Source organism: Nostoc sp. KVJ20 (genome assembly GCF_001712795.1).
Taxonomy (GTDB): Bacteria; Cyanobacteriota; Cyanobacteriia; order Cyanobacteriales; family Nostocaceae; genus Nostoc.
On record NZ_KV757747.1, the window covers coordinates 11,500 to 37,669 of the forward strand.

The following is a 26,170-nucleotide window of genomic DNA, read 5'->3' on the forward strand; positions in this document are numbered from 1 at the left end:
GAAAGCAGTGACGCTCAAACCTTACCCCAATACCGCTATCGACTCTACCAGGCTTATGTTCAAAGCCACATTTATGCAAAAAACTCCAATTACTTTTTTTTGTCCGAAGTCGAATTGCTAAAGTTGGTAAAGAAAGCTTGGAGTAATTTATCGTCTACTTCCGGCCAGCGAATGGTGGTATCTGCAAGTCCATTGAGGGTATTTTGGCAATCAAATTTTAAGCTAGATGTTGCATTGGACTCTGAAGATGTATTGTCTTCAGCCAGCGATATAGCTGAATATAAAGCGTTATCAGTAGAAATTTGGTTACTACGAACTAGTTCAGCTTGCCAATCCTCATCGGAAAGCTCTTGCAGTGGGTAGCCCAAAGAGCGGATGCAGTTTATAAATTGACTCCAAGGAGCAGAATGAGAACTAATTAGATGAAAGGCTTTGCCCAAAGATTCTGGCTGCTGCGACAGGTTGATTAAGGCTTTGGCGAGATAGTCAACAGGTGTAATTTCTATCAAACTGTTCATCTCTGGCGCACTTTTTAGTTGAATGCAGCTTTTGATGAATCTGTAAAACATATCATTTGAATTCCAAATGCCAGTTTTACTGTGCCATGTTATTCTACCAAGCCTGTAGATACTGCAAGGCAACCCGCGATCGCGTGCCATCATGACAATCTTTTCTGCAACCCATTTACTTTGGGTATAGCCGCCAACAAGTCCTTGAGAGTGTTCCAGAGGATCATTTTCTTGAACAACCCCTAATTTGAAATACTCATCTGAGGCGAAAACGCTAACAGTAGAAATGAAATGCACAGGTTTGATTTTGATTTGACTAGCTAATCGCAAGACTTCCTCAGTTCCACGAACATTTGCTGCTTTCAACAAGGCGTAGGGATAAACATGATTCACCAAAGCGCCATTATGGTAAATTAAGTCAATTTTGCCAGCCATGTGGTGAAATTGCTCATCACCAAGACCGAAAAGCGGTTGAGATAAATCTCCTAATACAGGAATAATCCGCGAGTTAAAAGACTCTTCCCAAAGTAAATAAGCTTTCAGACTTTCTTGAAGTCGTTGTTTCCCTGCGGTAAAATCAGCAGCACGTACCAAACAATAAATATCTGCTTGAGTTTGTTGTAATAATTCCGCCAGCAAGAAAGCGCCAACAAAGCCTGTTGCACCCGTGAGCAGAATAGCCTTTGGTTCACTTACAGGTTGATAAACTAGGTTAAGAGGCTTGATTGTCTCATCAAGGACGACTTCAGCCTGTAAGTTTAAGGAAGTAATTTCATTGGTACTGACAGTAGAATCTGTTCCACAAGTAGATTCAATGGTTTGAGCAAGTTCAGCAATAGTTGGCGCAGTAAATAAGTGGCGCAACGGTAACTTCATCTGGAAAGTCTCATTTACCTGGGACATCACCCGAATCGTTGTCAGTGAATGGCCTCCTAAATCAAAGAAATTATCCAGAACACCCACTTTCTCTAGATGCAGTACATTAGCCCAAATACCTGCCAATACTTCCTCTATAGGGGTACGTGGTGCCACAAAATTTACTGCTTGAGTATTATGGAAATCAGGAGCAGGTAAGGCTTTGCGGTCTACCTTGCCATTGGGAGTTAAAGGTAAAAACTCTAACGTGACAAAAGCCGAAGGAACCATGTACTGTGGTAATTTTTCTTTCAAGAAAATGCGTAAATCATTGATAGTTGGTGTTTGCTCCAACTCCGGCACAAAATAAGCTACTAAGCGTTTCTCTCCTGGGATATCTTCTCTCGCTACTACCACATTTTCCCTAACTCCTGGATGCTGACTCAGTATTGCCTCAATTTCCCCTACCTCAATTCGGAAACCTCGGATTTTTATTTGATTGTCAATGCGTCCCAGGTATTCTATGTTTCCATCTGGTAAATAACGGGCTAAGTCACCAGTTTTGTATAGTCGGGGACTGGGGATTGGGAATTGGGGATTGGGAAGAACTTCTGCCCCCCTGCTCCCCTGCTCCTCTGCTCCCCTGCTTCTATCAAAGGGGTTAGGGATGAATTTTTCTTGTGTTAATTCTGGTCGGTTGAGATAACCGCGTGCTAATCCTGCACCACCGATGTGCAATTCTCCTGGCACACCCACAGGCACTAGTTGCAAATTTTCGTCTAAAATGTAAACTTGTGTATTGGCGATCGCCTTACCAATAGATATTTTCTCGTCATCTTCAGTGCATTTTACGAGCGTGGCACAGACAGTAGCTTCCGTTGGCCCGTAAGCGTTGAAGAAGTTTCTGCCAGCAGACCATTGTCTGATTAGTTCAGCAGAACAAGCTTCTCCACCTACAATTATTGTTTGCAGTGCCGGAAGTTCCTCCATAGGCATAACTGCTAAAGCCGATGGTGGTAGCGTGATATTGGTAATGCAATGATTGCGTAATTGCTCAATTAATGGCTTCCCTGGCAATAGAGAGTCTTTTGTTCCCAGGTACAGCGTTGCACCTGACCCCAGAGCCAATACAATTTCCCAGATAGAAGCATCAAAACTGAAGGAGGCAAACTGGAGAACGCGACTATCAGAATGCAAGCCAAAAATTTGAATCTGAGCGTGAGTTAAGTTGCATAGTCCCCTATGCTCAACCATGACACCTTTAGGTCTACCTGTAGATCCTGAAGTGTAAATCACATAAGCTAAATTAGTTGCTTGTACTTCAGCGATCGCATTTTCTTGAGGCAACTGAGCAATAAAGTGCCAATCAGTATCTAAACACACAACCTGCGTCTGATGCTTTTGTAATTTCTCAACTAATTTATGTTGGGTTAGCAGCACAGAAACTTGAGCATTTTCAAGCATAAAGCTCAGACGCTCTTGGGGATATTCTGGGTCAAGTGGTACGTAAGCCCCACCCGCCTTGAGAATACCCAACAGTCCAACGACCATCTCTAAAGAGCGCTCCACACAAATCCCCACCAGCACATCGGCGGACACTCCCAAGGATTGCAAGTAATGCGCCAACTGGTTAGCACGACAATTCAATTCGTGGTACGTCAATTGTTGATTCTCAAATACCACTGCCACGGCATCGGGCGTGCGTTCCACCTGTTCTTCAAACAACTGATGAATACATTTATCTTGGGGATAATCTACCTGAGTATCATTCCACTCAACTAATAATTGCTGTTGCTCGGATGCTGTTAAGATTGGCAATTGAGAAATGCGCTCGCTGGGATTAGCAACAATACCTTCTAGCAGACAAGCAAAATGACCCGTCATTCGTTCGATAGTGCTGCTATCAAACAAGTCAGTGTTGTATTCCCACCCTCCCACTAGTCCAGTACTAGTGTTTTCCATTGATAGGGTAAGATCAAACTTTGCCGTGGAACTTTCTATTGGTAAAGAACTGACAGTTAACCCAGTCAAATCTATTTCAGACATGGGAGCGTTCTGGAGACCAAACATCACCTGAAATAGTGGTGTATGACTCATGTCTCTTTCTGGTTGCAGAGTTTCCACCAACATTTCAAAGGGCAAATCTTGATGTGCGTAGGCGGATAGTGCCATTTCTCGGATACGTGGGAGTAATTCGTTAAAACTAGGATTAAGAGATAAATCAGTCCGCATCACCAAAGTATTGACAAAAAAGCCAATTAACCCTTCTATTTCGGTGCGATCGCGGTTAGCAATTGGTGTCCCCACTAAAATATCTGTCTGTCCTGTGTAGCGATAGAGCAGGGTATTATATGCCGCCAACAAAGTCATAAACAAAGTCACACCTTGCTTTTGACTCAGCTGCACCAACCGTTGAGTTAGTTCACTCGACAAAGCAAACTCAAGATATGCACCATTGAAAGTCTGCACAGCAGGTCTGGGTCTATCTGTGGGTAATGGCAAAAACGTAGGTGCATTTGCCAATTGTTGTTTCCAGTAACTCAATTGGCTATTGAGTACTTCCCCGACTAACCATTGTCTTTGCCAAATTGCAAAATCTGCGTACTGAATTGGCAGTGGCAATAAAGGTGACGGTTGACCTTGAGAATAAGCATTGTACAGTGCTTGTAACTCCAGGGCAAACACACCTATTGACCAGCCATCAGAGACAACGTGGTGCATACACACTAATAACCACTGTTCTGTATGAGACAGCACCAGTAATGTTGCTCTGATTAATGCTTCTGACTCTAATTCAAAAGGCTCAATTGCTTGTTGTTGCAGTAATTTTTGTGCAGCCGTTTTTTGTTCTGTTACGGGTAAATGCTGCAAGTCAACAACTGCAACTGTCCAATTAATCTGGGTTTGAATGATTTGTAAAGGCTTTCCATCAACGACAACAAAATTGGTGCGTAATGCTTCGTGGCGATGAATAATTTCAATTAAGCTTTGTTGTAGCGCGGCAACATTAAGAGTTCCGACTAAGCGCAAACCAACGGGGATGTTGTATGAGGCACTGTTCGAGCTTAACTTGTCTAAAAACCACAAACGCTGTTGAGCATAAGACAGTGGTATTTCTGCATTCTCTGCCCGCTTTAAAATGGGTGGTGCAATAATTTCTAAGTCTTGTTGCTGCAACTGTTGAATGTTTTGGGACAATTGAGCAATTGTTGGTGCAGCAAATAAGCTACGCAATGGTAGTTCTACTTTCAAGTTGGTACGGACGCGGGAAACCAGTTGGGTTGCTAGTAGCGAATGTCCTCCAAGTTCAAAGAAGTTATCATGTATGCCCACAAGGTCTACTTTCAGCACTTGCGCCCAAATTAGTGACAAAATTTCTTCAATTGGGTTACGTGGAGCAACATACTGATCTAATAATTGACTGTGTAAATCAGGTGCCCTCAATGCGCGACGGTCTAATTTTCCATTGGAGGTAATTGGTAGAGCTTCCAAGATAACTATTGCACTTGGCAGCATATACTCTGGTAACTTCTCCTTCAGGAAGCTACGCACAACGTTTACAGAGACTCTCTGCTCTGGCTGTGGCACAATGTAAGCGACTAAGCGTTTATCACCTGGGGTATCTTCTCGCACAATCGCACAAGATGCTTGTACATTAGTATGTTGGCTCAGTACTGCTTCAACTTCGCCCAACTCGATGCGGAAACCGCGAATTTTAACTTGATTATCGATGCGTCCTAAAGATTCGATGTTACCATCTGGCAAATAACGTGCTAAATCCCCAGTTTTATATAATTTGCTCCCTCCTGCCTTCTGCCTCCTGCCTCCTGCCTCCTTAAACGGATTTGGGATGAATTTTTCTTGTGTTAACTCTGGGCGGTTCAAGTAGCCTTTGGCTAAAAGCACACCAGCAATGTACAATTCCCCTTGTACACCAATGGGTACAGGCTGTAAATATTTATCTAGGATGTAGATTTGAGTATTAGAAATAGGTCGCCCAATTGGAGGTAGTGGCGGCCAAGTATCTACTAAATTAGGCAAAGTAAAACTGGTGGCTACATGGCTCTCGGATGGCCCGTAATGATTGTGCACAGTACAGTCACTTAGCTTACTCAGCCACTTGGAAATGGCAGGAGTAATCTGCAACTGTTCCCCAGCAGTAATGATTTCCCGCAAATGAGTATTTACTAACTCACTACCAACAGCGAATTCTGCTAGTTGTTGTAATCCCACAACGGGGAGAAACATTCTTTGAATTGCTTTTTCTTGGATTACTTTTAACAAATTTGAGGTATCGTGGCGTAATTCCTCAGTTATTAAGAACAATGTACCGCCAGAACACCAAGTAGTGAAGATTTCTTGAAAGGAGACATCAAAGTTAATCGAAGCAAATTGTAGGGTTTTTGCTCCACGAGCAATTTTCAGATTGTTTGGATGCCACAAAATCATATTGCAAAGGGCAAGCTGATTCATGGCTATACCCTTTGGTTGACCTGTAGAACCAGAAGTGTAAATTATGTAACCCAAGTTATTGGCTTGTACGCCAGTGATGAGATTATCTTGGCTGCACTGAGAAATTAATTCAGCGTCAGTATCTAGGCAAACAAGCTGTGTTTGATTTGGGGGCAGTCGGTCAAGAAGCGATCGCTGGGTTAGCAACACTTTAGCTTGAGTATCTTCTAAAATATAGCTCAAACGCTCAGTTGGATACTCTGGATCGAGTGGTACATACGCTCCCCCTGCTTTGAGAATTCCCAACAGTCCAATGACCATCTCCAAAGAACGCTCGACACACAACCCGACTAGAATATCTGCACCTACACCCAAAGAGCGCAAGTGATGAGCTAATTGGTTAGCGCGACAGTTTAATTGGTTGTAAGTAAGTTGTTGCTCCTCAAACTCCACTGCCACCTCATCGGGTGTCAGTTCTACCTGCTCCTCAAACAACTGATGTATGCACTTATGAAGAGGATAATCAACTTGAGTATCGTTCCACTCAAAAAGTAATTTTTGTTGCTCAACTTCACTCAGCAGGGGCAATTGTGAGATTTGCTGTTGAGGGTTAGCAACAATGCCTTCAAGCAAGGTGACAAAATGACTTGTCATGCGCTCGATAGTACTAGCATCAAACAAGTCAGTGCTGTACTCCCACAATCCTATCAGCCCAGTAGGACTATTCTGCATGATTAAGGTTAAATCAAACCTGGAAGTTGTCAGTTTTACTGGCAATGAACTGACATTTAGCCCAGTTAGGTCTAATCCAGATGCAGTGGGCGCATTTTGGAGGACAAACATTACCTGAAACAGTGGTGTATGGCTAAGATTCCGTTCTGCCTGTAATGCTTCTACCAGCATTTCAAAAGGTAAGTTCTGATGAGCGTATGCCTCCATTGCCATGTCACGGACGCGAGTCAGTAATTCGCTAAAACTGCGATCGCCTGAAACTTGAGTCCGCATCACCAAAGTATTGACAAAAAAGCCTATTAACCCTTCTATTTCGGAGCGATCGCGGTTAGCAATTGGCGAACCCACCAGGATATCTTCTTGTCCTGTGTAGCGATAAAGCAGGGTATTATATGCCGCTAACAGAGTCATAAATAAAGTCACCCCTTGCTGTTGACTCAGTTTGGTTAGTTGTTGAGTTAACTCAACAGACAAAGCAAACTCAAGATATGCACCATTGAAAGTCTGCACAGCAGGTCTGGGTCTGTCTGTGGGTAGTGACAAGAATGTGGGTGCATTAGCCAATTGTTGTTTCCAGTAACTCAATTGGCTGTTAAGTACTTCCCCTTGCAACCATTGTCTTTGCCATAATGCGAAATCTGCATACTGTATTGGCAGTGGTAACAAGGGTGACGGTTGACCTTGAGAATAAGCATTGTACAGTGCTTGTAATTCCTCGATAAATACACCTATTGACCAGCCATCACTAACAACGTGGTGGATAGACACTGATAACCACTGTTCTGTAGGAGACAACACCACTAATGTCGCTCTGATTAATGCATCATGAGCTAAGTCAAAAGGCTCAATTGCTTGTTGTTGGACTAATTTCTGTGCAGCAGTTTCTTGTTCTGTTACTTCGGCTTCGCTCAGTACAAGTACGGGTAAATGCTTTAACTCAACAACTGATAGTGTCCAAGGTATATTTTCCTGTTCCCTGTTCCCTGTTCCCTGTTCCCTCCAATTGTGAATGATTTGAGTTGGTTTTCCATCAACGGAAACAAAATTAGTGCGTAATGCTTCGTGGCGATGAATAATTTCCCTGAAGCTTTGTTCCAAAGCGACAACATTCACATTTCCGACAAAGCGCAATCCCATTGGGATGTTGTAGAAGGGACTGTCCGGCTCGAACTGGTCTAAAAACCACAAACGCTGTTGAGCATAAGACAGTGGTATTTCTGCGTTTTCTGCCCGCCTTAAAATTGGTGGTGCAGCAAGTTCTATATCTTGTTGCTGTAATTGCTGAATTAATTGTGCTAACTCTGCAATGGTCGGTGCAGCAAATAACGAACGCAATGGCAGTTCTACTTTCAAGCTGCTACGCACACGAGAAACGAGTTGCGTTGCTAATAAGGAGTGTCCTCCCAAGGTAAAAAAGTTATCATGTCTGCCTACAAGCTCTATTTTTAGGACTTCTTGCCAAATCAGTGCAAGGATTTCTTCTAGGGGTGTACGTGGAGCTACATATTTATCTGATAATGTACCACTTGGCTCTGGTGCTGGTAGGGCGCGACGGTCTATTTTGCCGTTGGAGGTTAGGGGTAAAGATTCTAAGATGACGATCGCACTTGGTATCATGTATTCTGGTAGCTTTTCTTTGAGGAAGCTACGCAGAACGCTTACTGTAGGTGTTATCTGTGGCTGCGGTACTATATAGCCTACTAGGCGCTTGTCACCAGGAGTATCTTCGCGGACGATGACCACAGATGTTTGCACATCTTGATGTTGACTTAATGCTGCTTCGATTTCTCCCAATTCGATACGAAATCCACGGATTTTTACTTGGTTGTCGATACGTCCCAGATATTCGATATTGCCATCTGGTAAATAACGAGCCAAATCTCCGGTTTTATACAGGCGGGGACTGGCAACTGGAGATTGCACTATTTTTCTCCTCCGCTCCCTTACCCCTCTGCTCCTCTGCTCCCCTGCTCCCCTGCTTCCACTGAAAGGGTTGGGGATAAACTTTTTTTCTGTTAACTCTGGACGGTTGAGGTATCCTCTTGCTAATCCTGCACCACCGATGTGTAACTCTCCTGGTACACCCACAGGTACTGGTTGTAAGTTTTGGTCAAGTATATAAATTTGCGTATTGGAAATTGGGCGACCAATAGGTACAGTCTTCAAGTTGCTCTCTGGTTGACATTCCCAGAAGGTGACATCAATTGCCGCTTCTGTCGGGCCGTAGAGATTATGCAATTGACACCCTAAACAGGCAAAAAAGCGTTCCTGAAGTTCTAAAGGCAGTGCTTCACCACTACAAATAACTCGCTTCAAGCTACTGCAATCTTTTAAACCTTGTTCTTCTAAAAAAATCTGGAGCATCGAAGGAACAAAATGCAGTGTAGTAATTTGCTGTTCTAGTATTAGGTTGACCAAGTAACCACTATCTTTATGTCCACCTGGTTTAGCTACAACTAAACGCGCTCCAGTCAATAATGGCCAGAAAAATTCCCAAACGGAGACATCGAAGCTGAAAGGAGTTTTCTGTAAAACGCAGTCTATTTCTGTTAATTGATATGCTTGCTGCATCCACAGAAGGCGATTGCAAATCCCTAGATGCGTATTTATCGCTCCTTTAGGCTTTCCGGTGGAACCCGAAGTGTAAATTACATAAGCCAAGTTAGTCGCTTGTACACCAGCGATTGGATTTTGTTGATTCGACTGGGAAATCATTCCCCAGTCGGTATCTAAACAAACAACACGCGCTTGATGTTCTGGTAATTTCTCAACTAATTGCTGCTGACTCAGTAATACTGAAACTTGAGCGTCTTCGAGCATAAAACTCAAACGGTCTTGGGGATACTCAGGGTCAAGCGGTAAGTAAGCCCCACCCGCCTTGAGAATACCCAACAGTCCAATGACCATCTCTAAAGAACGCTCCACACATATCCCCACCAGCACATCTGTGGACACTCCCAAAGAACGTAAGTAGTGCGCCAACTGGTTAGCACGACAATTTAATTCGTGATACGTCAATTGTTGATTTTCAAACACCACCGCGACTGCATCTGGTGTACGCTCTACTTGCTCCTCAAACAACTGATGAATACATTTATCTTGGGGATAATCTACCCGTGTATCATTCCACTCAACTAATAACTGCTGTTGCTCAAATGCTGTAAGCATTGGTAATTGAGAAATCCGCTCACTGGGATTGGCGACAATACTTTCCAGCAGTGTCACAAAATGACCAGTCATGCGTTCGATAGTGCTGCTATCAAACAAGTCGGTGTTGTAATCCCACCCTCCCACTAGTCCGGTGCTAGTGTTTTCCATTGATAAGGTAAGGTCAAACTTAGCGATCGCACTTTCTATAGGCAAAGAACTGACACTTAACCCAGTCAACTCTACTTCAGATGTGGGCGCATTATTAAGAACGAACATCACCTGAAATAGTGGTGTATGGCTCAAGTCCCGTTCTGGTTGCAATGCTTCCACTAGCATTTCAAAGGGCAAATCTTGATGAGCATAAGCGGACAGTGCCATTTCCCGGATACGTGGGAGTAATTCGTTAAAACTGCGATCGCCTGATATCTCTGTCCGCATCACTAAAGTGTTGACAAAAAAGCCAATTAACCCTTCTATTTCGGTGCGATCGCGGTTAGCAATTGGCGAACCCACCAATATATCTTCTTGTCCGGTGTAGCGATAAAGCAAAGTATTATATGCCGCCAACAAAGTCATAAACAAAGTCACACCTTGCTTTTGACTCAGTTGTAATAACCGTTGAGTTAGTTCACCAGACAGAGTAAACTCAAGATATGCACCATTGAAAGTCTGCACAGCAGGTCTGGGTCTGTCTGTGGGTAGTGGCAAGAACGTAGGTGCATTTGCCAATTGTTGTTTCCAGTAACTCAATTGGCTATTGAGTACTTCCCCGACTAACCATTGTCTTTGCCAAATTGCAAAATCTGCGTACTGAATTGGCAGTGGCAATAAAGGTGACGTTTGACCTTGAGAATAAGCATTGTACAGTGCTTGTAACTCCAGGGCAAACACACCTATTGACCAGCCATCAGAGACAACGTGGTGCATACACACTGATAACCACTGTTCTGTAGGAGACAACACCAGTAATGTTGCTCTGATTAATGCATCATGAGCTAAGTCAAAAGGCTCAATTGCTTGTTCTTGGACTAATTGCTGTGCAGCGATTTCTTGTTCTGTTAAAGCTAAATGCTGCAAATCAACTACTGTTAATGACCAATTTTGTTGTGTTTGAATGATTTGAGTAGCTTGTCCATCAACAGTAACAAAGTTAGTGCGTAATGCTTCGTGGCGATGAATAATTTCAATTAAGCTTTGTTGTAGCGCGGCAACATTAAGAGTTCCGACTAAACGCAACCCGAAGGGAATGTTGTATGAAGCACTGTTTGGCTCTAACTGGTCTAAAAACCACAAACGCTGTTGAGCATAAGACAGTGGTAAGTTTGCATTCTCTGCCCGCCTTAAAATGGGTGGTGCAGCAAGTTGTAAGTCCTGTTGCTGTAACTGCTGAATGAATGGCGCTAATTCCGTAATTGTTGATGCAGCAAATAACTCACGTAATGGTAGTTCTATTTTGAAGCTAGTGCGGATGCGTGAAACCAGTTGTGTTGCTAGTAGTGAGTGTCCCCCAAGTTCAAAGAAATTATCGTAAATACCCACTTGCTCTACTTTCAAAACTTGCGCCCAGAGGAGTGCAAGCATTTCCTCAACGGGTGTACGCGGGGCGACATATTTTTCTCGGAGTGCGGTGTCTAATTCTGGTTTTGGCAGGGCGCGGCGGTCTACTTTGCCGTTGGGAGTCAAGGGGAAAGATTCCAAGATTACTATTGCCGAAGGTATCATGTAATCTGGCAGCTTTGCTTTGAGGAATTGACGTATTTCACCCATCGTAGGTTGACAGTTCTGATGCGTTACGACGTAGGCGATTAAACGTTTATCTCCAGGGGTATCTTCGCGGACAATGACACAAGATATCTGCACATCGCTGTGTTGGCTCAGGACTGCTTCAATTTCGCCCAACTCAATCCGTAAACCACGTATTTTTACTTGGTCGTCGATGCGTCCTAAGTATTCAATATTGCCATCGCTTAAATAACGTGCTTTATCCCCGGTTTTGTAGAGGCGCTCGGAAGAGGCAGAGGGGCAGAGGTGCGGAGGGGCAGAGGGGAAAGACGGGTGTAATTTTTCTTCTGCTCCCCTGCTCCCCTGCTCCCCTGCTCCCCTGCTTCCACCAAAGGGATTGGGGATGAATTTTTCTTGTGTTAAATCGGTGCGGTTAAGGTATTCTCTAGCTAGACCATCTCCGCCAATATAAATTTCTCCGGGTACACCAATACCCACTGGTTGTAGTTGGGAATCTAACAAATAGATTTGTGTGTTAGAAATTGGCTGCCCGATGGGAATAGTTGTCGCGCCTTCTGGTACATCTTGCACTAAGTACCAAGAACTAAATGTTGTATTCTCTGTTGGCCCATAAACATGGAGCAATCGCTGCGGCGCACCATTGTTGAGTACTTCTTTAACCCATTTAGGATCGACAGCCTCGCCGCCAAATAGAAGATGCCGTAGTGAATTGAAAGCAGAGGGGACTTCTTGAGCAATTTGATTGAACAATGCAGTTGTCAAAAATAACACACTGATATTTTGCGATCGCATAAAGACTGCGAAATCTTTGGGCGAAAGTGCCAAATCTTTGCTTACCCCTACCAACCGTGCTCCGTTTAGTAACGCTCCCCAAATTTCAAAAGTAGCAGCATCGAAGGCGTGATTTGAGGCTTGGGCAATTACGTCTTGAGGAGAAATGCTGATATAGTTGGTTTCTTTGACGAGTCGAACTACACTTCGATGGACAATGCTTACACCTTTGGGTTGACCTGTAGAACCGGAGGTGTACATTACATAAGCTAAGTTATCAGCTTTGACACTCGTAGTTGGGTTTTGTTGTGTGTGTTGACTGATGATATCCCAGTTTGAGTCTAAGCAAATTACATTAGCTTTGCCGTTGCCTAATTTATTAACTAGTTTTTCTTGAGTCAATACAACTGATAACTGAGTATCTTCAAGCATGAAGGTCAATCGCTCTTGAGGATATTCTGGGTTAAGTGGCACATAAGCACCACCTGCTTTGAGAATCCCCAATAGTCCCACAATCATTTCTAAGGAACGCTCCACACATATCCCCACCAGCACATCTGCTTTCACACCCAAAGACTTCAGGTAGTGCGCCAACTGGTTAGCACGGCTGTTCAATTCGCGGTATGTGAGATATTGATTTACTCTGCGAGAAGCCTCGCTGCGCTCGTCTACGTACACCACTGCTACAGCATCGGGTGTAAGCTCTACCTGCTCCTCAAACAATTGATGAATAGATTTATCCTGGGGATAATTAGATTGGGTATCATTCCAGTCAACTAATAACTGTTGTTGCTCAGATTTTGTTAGTATTGGCAACTGAGAAATTCGTTGCTGAGGATTAGTAGCGATTCCCTCAAGCATTGTGACAAAATGACCCAGCATCCGGCTAATCGTTCCATCTTCAAATCGACTAGCATCGTACATCACCCTCAGCGATAATTGCTCACCAGGGGAAACTACAACCGCCAGAGGATAAGTTGTTTGTTCAATCCATCTAAAATTCGAGAGGGAAAAATTGCGATCGCCTTTTAGAACAGCAGTATCAACAGGATAATTCTCAAAAACAACAATACTCTCAAACAAAGAAGTACCCTTGGGAACATCACTTAGCCCCTGAATCTCTGCTAATGAGCTATAGGAAAATTGCTCAGACTCAATCTGTTGTGCCTGTAAATCCTTCAACAAACCCAGCAATTCAGTCTTCTCGGAGATTTGTACCCGCACTGGCAGAGTATTGATAAATAAACCCACTATCGACTCTACACCAACAAGTTCAGGCGGACGACCAGACACAGTTGCACCAAAAACCACATCTGTTTCTTGGCTATAACGAGACAGTAACAATCCCCAAGTCGCCTGCACCAAATTACTCATCGTCAATTGATGCTGTCTGACAAAAGACATTACTGCTGTTGTTGCTGACACAGTTAAGTCAATTTGTTGTTCACTGTAGCTCGAATGCTGCTCCCGCATTGACAATGGTTTATCCACAGTCAAAGGAGTTGGTGTGGTAAAACCTTGGAGTTTTTGTCGCCAAAATTCTTGAGCTAAATCTCGATCCTGTTGCTGTAACCAAGCAATATAGTTGCGGTAACTGACAGTTCCGATGTTAGATAAACTTTTACCCTGAGAAATAGCTTGATAAAACTCCAACAGGTCTTGGAAAACCAAAGGTGACGACCAGCCATCAAGTAATAAATGATGATGACACCAAACAAACTGATAAGTATTCCCATCCAACTGGATTAGATGTAGACGCATCAATGGCGCTTGCGACACTTGGAAACCCTGTTGTCGCTCAGAATCCAGAAAAGTTTCTAATTGCTGTTGCTGCTCTTGTGTAGATAACTCCCGCCAGTCATAAGTTTCGACCGTCACATTTACTTGTCGATACACCACTTGAACTGGCTGGCTCAAAGACTCCCATAGAAACGCTGTGCGGAAGACGGGATGCCGAGCTACGACTTGCTGCCAAGCTTGCTCGAAGGTTTTTACATCTAGATTTCCCGTCAAAATGCAACTTATCTGCTCAAAATATACGCCTGAATCTGGAGCATACAAACTTTCAAACAGCATCCCCTCTTGCATGGGAGATAAAGGATAAATATCTTCAATATTTTGGCGATTAGTTTTGCTAAGTTCTAATTTCATAAATTTTGTAATATCTGATCTATTTCTAGTTGGTCAAGTTGAATTAATGGAAAATCTGTAGGCGTATAACCTGCATTTTCTGTTGACAAACAATGAGCAATTAACTCTTGCAAAGTTTCGACAAATTCTTGAGCAATATTCTCAATCGTTTCGTGCTGATGAATATTGCTGCTGTATGTCCAATCTATTTGCAGTTTTTCATTGATAATGATGGCATTAATATCTAGCAAATAATGGCGCTGACCTTGTAAACTCTGACTGTTTCCACTAGATTCATTAGCTATTTGTATCAGAGAAGATGTATTCACAACCTGAGCAAATTGCCCCAAATAATTGAAGCTAACTTCTGCTTGGGGAATTTTCTCTAGTTGGGCATTAATTTCTGCATCAACATTCAGATAACGCAATAAGCCATAGCCAATGCCTTTATTAGGAATTACACGTAATTGTTCCTTGACGGATTTTAAAGCAGTACCCAGATCATCTGTGATTCCCAGTTCCACAACTACTGGAAAAATCGTTGTAAACCAACCAACAGTGCGTGATAAGTCTACACCATCTACGATTTCTTCCCGCCCATGACCTTCTAAGTTGAATAACACTGAATCAGAGTTAGTCCATTCGCTTAATACCAGCACTAAGGCAGTTAACAAGACATCGTTAATTTGTGTTTTGTAAGCTTTCGGAACATCTTGCAGGAGAGAAAGAGTTTCGGCTTCATCTAATGATACTGTTACTGTCCTAGCCGATGCAGTAGTGTTTATTCCTTGTGCATAGTCCACTGGAATAGAGTCAACTGCATCGTAAGATGGACTCAACCAATAATCTAGTTCTGATTTTAAGACTTCTGATTGGGCATAAGCTGTTATCTTTTGCGCCCAATCTTTGAAAGATGTAGTTTTTGCAGGTAACTGAATGGTTTTGCCTTGACTTAGTTGCTGGTAAGCTGTCTGCAAATCTTCTAACAATATCCGCCAAGAAACACCGTCTACTACGAGGTGGTGAATTAATATCAGCAATCGCGCTTTTTTGTTAATACCCAGCCAGAAAAATGCTACTTGCACGAGATTTTCTGAAAGATTTAAACTCGCCTGTAATTCATTGGCTGTGGTTTCAATGACAGTTTCTATCTCAATTTCTGGAACTGTCGATAAGTCAAAATGGCGGATAGTAATATTATCGGTTGGGTTAGCATGAATCTGCTGCCATATTGTGTCTGCTTGAGTGAATCTTAGCCTAAGAGCATCGTGATGTTTTAGTAATTGCTGCCATACTTGCTCTAATATTTCTAGGTTGAGGTCTGATGGTATTGTGAGGAGGAATGATTGATTAAAGTGGTGTTTTTCTGGGAACTTTTGCTCGAAAAACCAGTGTTGAATTGGTGTTAGGGGTAATGTTCCTGTGACTAATCCTTGTTCGATTGAGAGGGCTTTTGTTGTACCTGCAACTGTGGCTAATTGGGCGATAGTTTGATTGGCAAATAGTTGTTTGATTGTCAGTTCTATTCCAGCAACTTTTGCTCTGCTGATGATTTGAATGCTGAGGATAGAATCTCCTCCTAGTTCAAAAAAGTTATCGTGTATGCCTATTTGCTCTACCCTTAATACTTGCTCCCAAATTTGGGTTAATTTTTCTTCAATGGGGGTGCACGGTAGCACTATCTCGTTTTCTATTCCTGTGCGTGCTTCTGGTTCTGGTAGGGCGCGGCGGTCTATTTTGCCGTTGGGGGTTAGGGGTAGGGATTTTAGGATGACGATCGCACTTGGTACCATGTATTCTGGTAGCTTTTCTTTGAGGAAGCTACGCAGAACGCTTACTGTGGGTGTACTTCGACTTCGCTCAGTACAAGTCTGCTGTGGCTGCGGTACTATATAGGCGACTAGGCGTTTACTTCGGCTCCGCTCAGTACAAGTATTTCCGGGAATGTCTTCGCGGACAATGACTACAGATGTTTGCACATCTTGATGTTGGCTTAGTGCTGCTTCGATTTCTCCCAACTCAATGCGGAAACCCCGGATTTTTACTTGGTTATCGATGCGACCCAAGTATTCTATGTTTCCATCTGGAAGATAACGAGCCAAATCCCCAGTTTTGTAAAGTCGGGGACTGGGTACTGGGGATTGGGTACTGGGGATTGGGTACTGGGAATTGGGAAGAATTTCTGCTCCCTTGCCCCCCTGCTCCCCTGCTCCTCTGCTTCTATCAAAGGGGTTGGGGATAAATCTTTCTTGTGTTAATTCTGGGCGGTTGAGGTATCCTTTTGCTAATCCTGCACCACCAATGTGCAGTTCTCCTGGTACACCTATAGGTAGTGGTTGTAAGTTTTGGTCGAGTATGTATATCTGGGTATTGGAAATTGGACGACCAATAGGGACAACTTGTGGATAAATCTCACGCTGACAATTCCAGAAAGTTGCATCAATACAAGCCTCTGTTGGGCCGTAGAGATTATGTAAATTTACATCTAGCTTACTTAACAAGCCTTCTTGCAGAGTAACGGGTAAGACTTCACCGCCACAGAATAAGTGTTTGAGGGAGTGACAAGTTTCGATTCCTCCCTGTTCTAAAAGCATTTGCAGTAAAGATGGAACAAGTTGAACAGTAGTGACCTGCTGTTGGGCAATTAACCTTAAGAGATAAGCACTGTCAGTATGACCTCTTGGTTCAGCTATTAACAACTGTCCACCTGCTAACAATGGAGCATAGAATTCCCAAACTGAGGCATCAAAGCCAAAGGGAGTTTTTTGCAGTACTTTGTCTTTTTCAGTCAGGGGGAATGTTGCTTGCATCCAAAACATGTGGTTGCAAAGGTTACTGTGAGATAGCATTACTCCCTTCGGTTGACCAGTAGAGCCAGAAGTATAAATCACATAAGCTATGTTACTAGCTTGCACTTGGGCAATTGGATTCTCTTGGCTAGACTTACTGATTAGGAGCCAGTCTTTATCTAAATGGACTACACGCGCTTGATGTCCAGGTAATTTCTCAACTAGATGCTGTTGAGTAAGTAGCACAGAAACTTGAGCGTCTGCCAGCATAAAATTCAGACGGTCTTGGGGATACTCAGGGTCAAGTGGTACATAAGCCCCACCCGCCTTGAGAATGCCCAACAGCCCAACCACCATCTCTAAAGAACGCTCTACACATATCCCCACCAGGACATCTGCGGACACTCCCAAAGACCGCAAATAATGCGCCAACTGGTTAGCACGAGTATTCAACTCCTGGTAGGTCAATTGTTGATTCTCAAACACCACCGCCACTGCATCAGGTGTACGTTGAACTTGCTCCTCAAACAACTGATGAATACATTTGTCTTGGGGATAATCTACGCTTGTATCATTCCACTCAACTAATAACTGTTGCTGCTCCGATGCTGTGAGTATTGGTAATTGCGAAATCCTCTCGCTGGGATTGGCGACGATACTTTCCAGCAGTGTCACAAAATGACCAGTCATTCGCTCAACGGTGCTGCTATCAAACAAGTTAGTGTTATATTCCCACCCTCCCACTAGTCCGGTGCTAGTGTTTTCCATTGATAAGATAAGATCAAACTTAGCGATCGCACTTTCTATTGGCAATTCACTGACAGTTAATCCAGTCAACTCTATTTCAGATTTGGGCGCATTATTGAGAACAAACATCACCTGAAATAGTGGTGTATAGCTGAGATCCCGTTCTGGCTGCAATGCTTCTACTAGCATTTCAAAGGGCAAATCTTGATGAGCATAGGCTCCGAAAGCCATTTCTCTTAGGCGCGGGAGTAATTCGTTAAAGGTGGGATTCTCAGATAAATCAGTCCGCATCACTAAAGTGTTGACAAAAAAGCCAATTAACCCTTCTATTTCGGTGCGATCGCGGTTAGCAATTGGTGTCCCCACCAAAATATCTGTTTGTCCGGTGTAGCGATAAAGCAGGGTATTATATGCCGCCAACAAAGTCATAAACAAAGTCACCCCTTGCTGTTGACTCAGTTTTATCAACTTTTGAGTTAACTCAACAGACAGGGCAAACTCAAGATATGCGCCATTGAAAGTCTGTACAGCAGGTCTAGGTCTGTCTGTGGGTAATGGTAAGAACGTAGGTGCATTTGCCAATTGTTCTTTCCAGTAACTTAATTGGCTTTGTAGCATCTCCCCTTGCAACCATTGTCTTTGCCATAAGGCGAAATCTGCATACTGAATCGGCAGTGGTAACAAAGGTGACGGTTGACCTTGAGAATAAGCATTGTACAGTGCTTGTAACTCCTGGACAAACACACCTATTGACCAGCCATCAGAGACAACGTGGTGCATACACACTAATAACCACTGCTCTGTAGAAGACAGCACTATTAATGTCGCTCTGATTAATGCATCATCAGCTAAGTCAAAAGGAAGAAACGCTTGTTCTTGGACTAATTTCTGTGCAGCAGTTTTTTGTTCTGTTAAAGGTAAATGCTTTAAGTCAACAACTGATAGTGTCCAAGGTATATTTTCCTGTTCCCTATTCCCTGTTCCCTGTTCCCTCCAATTGTGAATGATTTGAGTAGCTTGTCCATCAACTGTGATGAAGTTAGTGCGTAATGCTTCGTGGCGATGAATAATTTCAATTAAGCTTTGTTCTAAGGCGACAACATTCAGAGTTCCAACTAAACGCAACCCAAAAGGGATGTTGTATGAGGCACTGTTCGGCTCGAACTGGTCTAAAAACCACAAACGCTTTTGAGCATAAGACAGTGGTATTTCTGCATTGTTTGCCCGCCTTAAGATGGGTGGTGCAGCTAGTTCTAAGTTTTGTTGCTGCAACTGCTGAATGTTATGCGATAATTCAGCGATCGTTGGTGCAGCAAATAGCGATCGCAATGGCAGTTCTACTTTCAAGCTGCTACGCACACGGGAAATAAGTTGCGTTGCTAATAAAGAGTGTCCTCCTAGTTCAAAAAAGTTATCATGTCTGCCTACAAGGTCTACTTTTAGAACTTGTTGCCAAATCAGTGACAGTATTTCTTCGATGGGGTTGCGTGGGGCGACATATTTCTCTAATAATTCACTACTTGGCTCTGGTGCTGGTAGAGCGCGACGGTCTATTTTGCCGTTGGGGGTAAGCGGTAAAGACTCCAGGATGACTATTGCCGAAGGAACCATGTAGTCTGGTAACTTTTTCTTAAGGTCGCTACGCAGTTCGCTAATTGTGAGTGTTACTTGTAGCTGCGGCACAATGTATGCTACTAGGCGCTTATCACCCGGAGTATCTTCACGGGCTATGACACATGATGCTTGCACATGGGGATGTTGGCTCAGTGCTGCTTCTATTTCTCCCAACTCAATGCGGAATCCCCGGATTTTTACTTGGTTATCGATACGTCCCAGGTATTCTATATTTCCATCTGCTAAATAACGAGCCAAGTCCCCAGTTTTGTAAAGTCGGGGACTGAGGATTGGGGACTGGGAATTGGGAAGAACTTCTGCCCCCCTGCTCCCCTGCTCCCCTGCTCCCCTGTTCCCCTGCTCCCCTGCTCCCCTGTTCCCCTGCTCCCCTGCCCCCCTGCTTCTACAAAAGGGATTGGGAATGAATTTTTCTTGTGTTAAATCTGGTCGGTTCAAGTAACCTTTTGCTAATCCTGCACCACCGATATGTAACTCTCCTGGTACACCTACGGGTACTGGTTGTAAGTTTTGGTCGAGTATATATATCTGAGTATTGTCAATTGGGCGACCAATAGAAATCAAGCTCTCACTTGATTCGAGTTGACATACTGATGACCAAATAGTAGTTTCTGTTGGGCCATAAAGGTTCCAGACAGAAGCACTCCTAGCAAGCAGTTCATTAACTAGATCCCCAGGTAAAGCTTCACCACCGCAAAGTATTTTTAGATCGCTAAATTGGAAGTTGGAGTCTAAAAGCAATCTCCAAGTAGCTGGAGTTGCTTGCATAATTGTTGCCTTAGACTTAACTAGCAAATCAAATAATTCTTTTCCATCAAGGGTTACATCACGACGGGCTATGACCAGACATGCACCTACACTTATAGGCAGAAAAATTTCTAAGGCAGCAATATCAAAGGAAATAGTAGTGACTGCAAGCAGTGTATCTTGTTCTGTTATTCCTGGGCGCTGCTGCATGGCAGATAGGAAATTGCTCACAGATTTATGTGAGATTTGCACACCTTTGGGCTTGCCTGTAGAACCGGAAGTATAAATCACATAAGCTAAGTTATTAGCTTGGACATCAGTGATGGGATTTTCTTGAGCCAACTGAGAAATAAACTGCCAGTTAGTATCCAAGCTTACAAGCTGCGCCTGACACTCAGGTAATTTCTCAACTAAATGCTGTTGGGTTAGCAGCACTGAAACTTGAGCATCTTCTAAGATAAAGCGCAAACGCTCTTGGGGATACTCTGGGTCAAGTGGTACGTAAGCTCCACCCGCCTTGAGAATACCAAGTAATCCCACCAGCATCTCTAAAGAACGCTCTACACATATCCCCACCAATACGTCGGCTCCCACTCCCAAAGACCGCAAGTAATGCGCCAACTGGTTAGCACGACTATTCAACTCGTGGTAAGTCAATTGTTGATTCTCAAACACCACTGCCACGGCATCGGGTGTACGCTCTACTTGCTCCTCAAATAACTGATGGATACATTTATCCTGGGGATAATCTACGCTTGTATCATTCCACTCCACTAATAACTGTTGCTGCTCAGATGCCGTGAGCATTGGCAATTGGGAAATCCGCTCGCTGGGATTTGCCACGATCGCTTCAAGTAGAGTCAGAAAATGACCAGTCATCCGTTCGATAGTGCTGCTATCAAACAAGTCAGCGTTGTACTCCCACCACCCAAAGAGTCCATTGGGAGTATTTTCCATTGATAAAGTTAAATCAAACTTTGATGTGGTGATTTCTATTGGCAAGCCACTGACACTTAACTCAGTCAACTCTATTTCAGACATGGGAGCGTTCAGGAGAACGAACATCACCTGGAATAATGGTGTATGGCTCAAGTCCCGTTCTGGCTGCAATGCTTCCACCAACATTTCAAAGGGCAAATCTTGATGAGCGTAGGCTCCGAAAGCCGTTTCTCTCAGTCGCAGGAGTAATTCATTAAAACTGGGGTTCCCTACTAAATCAGTCCGCATCACTAAAGTGTTGACAAAAAAGCCAATTAACCCTTCTAGCTCGGTGCGATCGCGGTTGGCAATTGGTGTCCCCACCAAAATATCTTCTTGTCCGGTGTAGCGATAAAGCAGGGTATTATATGCTGCCAACAAAGTCATGAACAGGGTACAACCTTGCTGTTGACTTAGCTCCAACAACCGTTGAGTTAACTCAACAGACAGAGTAAGCACATGATATGAGCCATTGAAAGTCTGCACAGCAGGTCTGGGTCTATCTGTGGGTAGTGGCAAGAATGTGGGTGCATTTGCCAACTGTTTTTCCCAGTAACTCAAATGGTTTTGTAATACTTCCCCTTGCAACCATTGTCTTTGCCATAAGGCGAAATCCGCGTACTGAATTGGCAGTGGTAACAAGGGTGACGGCTGACTAATTGAATAAGCATTGTAGAGTGCTTGTAACTCCTGAACAAATACACCTATTGACCAGCCATCACTGACAACGTGGTGCATACATACTAATAACCAATGTTCTGTAGGAGACAGCACTATTAATGTCGCTCTGATTAAGGCATCATGAGCTAAGTCAAAAGGCTCAATTGCTTTTTGTTCCAGTAATTTCTGTGCAGCAGTTTGTTGTTCTGTTACTTCGGCTTCGCTCAGTACAAGTACGGGTAAATGCTGCAAGTCAACAACTGCAACTGTCCAATTTGTTTGAGTTTGAATTATTTGTGTTGGCTTTTCATCAACAGTAACAAAGTTAGTGCGTAGGACTTCATGGCGATCGATAAGTTCTTGTAAACTTTGTTCTAAGGCGGCAACATTAAGAGTTCCTACTAGACGCAAACCTATGGGTAGGCTGTATAAGACACTGTTCGACTCTAACTGGTCTAAAAACCATAAACGCTGTTGAGCATAAGACAGTGGTATTTCTGTATTCCCTACCCGCCTTAAGATGGGTGGTGCTGAGAGTTCTATAGCTTGCTGCTGTAACTGCTGAATCGATGGTGCTAACTCGGCAATTGTTGGCGTAGCAAATAACTCACGCAATGGTATTTCTACTTTCAATCTGGTACGCAGACGGGAGATGAATTGCGTTGCTAGTAGGGAGTGTCCCCCTAGTTCAAAGAAGTTGTCATGTCTGCCAACAAGCTCTACTCTCAGAACTTGTTGCCAAATTACTGCGAGGATTTCTTCAATAGGAGTGCGCGGGGCTACATATTTCTCTGATAATTCACTACTTGGCTCTGGTAGAGCGCGACGATCTATTTTGCCGTTGGGGGTTAGGGGTAAAGATTCTAAGATGGCGATCGCACTTGGTACCATGTATTCTGGTAGCTTTTCTTTAAGGAAGCTACGCAGTTCTTTAACTGTGGCTGTCTGCTCTAGTTGCAGTACGATATAGGCTATTAGGCGCTTCTCACCAGGAGTATCTTCACGGGCTATGACACATGATGCTTGCACATGAGGATGTTGGCTTAGTACTGCTTCGATTTCTCCCAACTCAATGCGGAATCCCCGGATTTTCACCTGATGGTCAATACGTCCCAAGTATTCGATATTGCCATCTGGCAGATAACGAGCTAAATCCCCAGTTTTGTAGAGACGTTCTCTCCCCCTGCTCCCCTGCTCCCCTGCTCCCCTGCTTCTACTAAAGGGATTGGGGATGAATTTTTCTTGTGTTAATTCTGGTCGATTCAGATAACCTCGTGCTAATCCCACACCACCAATGTGCAGTTCTCCTGCTACACCAATGGGAACTAGTTGTAAGTCCGAGTCTAAGATGTAGATTGTTTTGTTGGCAATTGGATGACCAATGGTAACTTTCTCGTCCCCTGGAGTGCATTTTGCCACTGTTGCACAAACACTCGCTTCTGTCGGGCCGTAGGCGTTGAAGAAGTTTCTGCCTTTTGACCATTGTCGCATCAATTCCAGAGGACAGGCTTCTCCGGCGACAACGATCGCTTGCAATGTTGACAGTTCTTCTGTTGGCAGAACTACCAAGGCTGATGGTGGTAGGGTGACATGGGTTATGCCATCATCCCTTAATCGCTCAATTAAAGGCATACCCGGCATTATCGAGTCTTTTGTTCCCAAATACAGTCTTGCCCCTGATCCCAAAGCCATCAAGATTTCTGATATGCAAGCATCAAAACTGAAGGAGGCAAACTGGAGAACTCGACTATCAGAATGCACGCCGAAAGCCTGAATTTGAGCTTGAGCTAGATTGCACAATCCACTATGCTCAACCATTACCCCTTTAGGTTTGCCTGTGGAGCCGGATGTGTAAATCACATTCGCTAGATCGGTACTCGTTACTACCTGAATCGGGTTGTTCTGTTTGTTTTGCAGAATCTCTGACCAGACTTCATCTAAACAAATCAGTTTTGCCTGATACTCAGGTAGGCGATCGAGGAGTCGCTGTTGAGTTAGTAATACTGCAACTTGAGCGTCTTCAAGCATGAAGCTCAGACGGTCTTTGGGATATTCTGAGTCAAGCGGTACGTAAGCCCCACCCGCCTTGAGAATACCAAGTAATCCGACCACCATTTCTAAGGAACGCTCGACACAAATCCCCACTAGCACATCTGGTTTTACACCCAAAGATTGCAAATAATGCGCCAATTGGTTAGCACGACAATTTAACTCGTGATACGTCAATTGTTGATTTTCAAACACCACCGCCACTGCATTGGGTGTACGCTCTACCTGCTCCTCAAATAACTGATGGATACATTTATCGATGGGGTAGTCTACTTGAGTATCATTCCACTCAACTAATAACTGCTGTTCCTCAAATTGTGTGAGTATTGGTAATTGGTCAATTCGTTGCTGGGGATTTGCCACAATTGCTTCAAGCAAAGTTACAAAATGCCCCATCATCCGAGCGATCGCACTATCATCAAATAAGTCTGTGTTGTAATTCCATGTACCTTTGAGTGAGCCAGGTTCCTCAAGAATAGTTAAGGTTAAATCAAAGGCGGCTCCTCTAGACTCTGCAATCATTGATTCCAAGATCAAACTATCGATATCCATACTCTGGCGGGAGCGATCGCAGACTAAAGCTACCTGATAGAGCGGCGAAAAACTGGGGTTGCGGACAGGTTGCAGTTGCTCCACCAGCAGGGGAAAGGGATAATCCTGATGGTTTTGGGCATTTAACACACAAGAGTGCGATCGCTCCAGCAACTCTTCAAAGGTGGGATTTCCTGAAAGGTCTCCTCGCAAGACCACAGGATTAGCAAAGTGACCGACAATATTTTCAAACTCTGAACGGCTCCGATTCTCCATTGGAGAGCCAATTAAAATATCTTCTTGATTGGTATAACGTCGTAATAGTATTTGTAATGCTGTTAATAAAACGATATAAAGAGACGCACCCTCTCTCTTCGCCAATTCTGTGAGTGATTGCCGTAGTTCTTTTTCAACAGTAAAAAAGCGGGAAGCACCATTATAGGTTTGGCTCTGAGGTCTTGGTCGATCTGTGGGCAAATCTAGCAATGGCAATTCACCTGATAGTTGTTGCTGCCAGTAAGTCCACAAACTTTCTCCCTGTAAACTAGCGAGCATTTGCTCTGACCACTTGATGTAATCTTGATATTGATAGTTTTGTGGTGATAGTTGGGCTGCTTCACCTGTGGCGTAGGCGTAGCCCGCACTTCGGCTGCGCTCAGTGACCGTCGTAGACATCGCTTTATACAAAGCTCGGAGTTCACCAATTATGATTTCTAAAGAACAGAAATCCCCGACTATCTGATGTAGCGTGATTAAGAGAATATGTTCTTTTGTTGCTAATGTATCAGTTTTAATATGGTTAATTAATAAATCAAAGCGCAATATTGGCCCCTGTTCTAAGTTGAAAAGGCGATCGCTTTTTTCTGAAAGCCACTTGTTTAGATCATCTTGGTCAAAATCGAAAGCTTCTTCGATGCTAAAGTCAACTTGCTGATTTTCGTGAACTGTTTGCACAGGTTCGCCGTTAATGGTTGCAAAGGTAGTCCTCAAAAGTGGATGCCTTGCAACTAGAGCTTGTGCTGCCTGCTTCAGGGCGGGAATATCTAAATTTGTGACTAATTTTCCTGCATACGTGGCGTTGTAGGCGGTACTGCTGGGTGCTAATTGATATAAGAACCAGAGTGCCTTTTGACCGTGAGATAGGGGATAATTTGCAGCCTGATTGCTACTCTGGGATAAAATTCGGATAATTTCTGGTTCATATTGCTTAATTTCCTGCAATAACTCAGGGGTTAGGGAGTTTTCAGGCGATCTATAGCGCAGGTTGTCTCCATCAACCCACAATTCAACATTCTTTGCTGAAAGATTTTCTAGAAGCCCTGTTAAATTCATAGTTTTACTCTAATCGATGCTAATTTTAATAAACTAATATTTTCCTCTCAAGCTACCTTAAATTCTTACAGTCTTAGCCAATAGAAAAATTAATATTAACTATAATTTGTGAGACTAGTTAGTATCAGAAATTTGCTTTTCTACCGATACATCTTAACTAGTTTTCAATAAAAATTTACTTTTAAATAAGCGGAGTTTGTTTAAAGCTGTACTTTTTAATTGAATTTATGAATCATCTCACCTTATTCAAAAAAATACAATACCAATTAAGACAGTTAAGCGGACAGTTAAGCGGACAGTTAAGACAGTTAAGACAGTTAAGACAGTTAAGACAGTTAAGAGATATCCACTCGGTAAATTGGG

At 43.4% G+C, this 26,170-nt stretch carries 2 protein-coding genes; both read right to left on the reverse strand.

Annotation, left to right across the window (positions count from 1 at the left end; genetic code table 11):
• Window positions 1-89: 89 nt before the first annotated feature.
• Window positions 90-14,363 carry a non-ribosomal peptide synthetase gene (locus A4S05_RS34210; protein ID WP_069074215.1) on the reverse strand — a complete coding sequence of 4,758 codons (14,274 nt, stop codon included), beginning with the start codon at window positions 14,361-14,363 and terminating at the stop codon, window positions 90-92.
• Complete coding sequence (locus A4S05_RS34215; RefSeq protein WP_069074216.1) at window positions 14,360-25,807, reverse strand: non-ribosomal peptide synthetase; 11,448 nt, start codon at window positions 25,805-25,807, stop codon at window positions 14,360-14,362. Before A4S05_RS34215 ends, A4S05_RS34210 begins: the two co-directional genes overlap by 4 nt.
• Window positions 25,808-26,170: the final 363 nt, after the last annotated feature.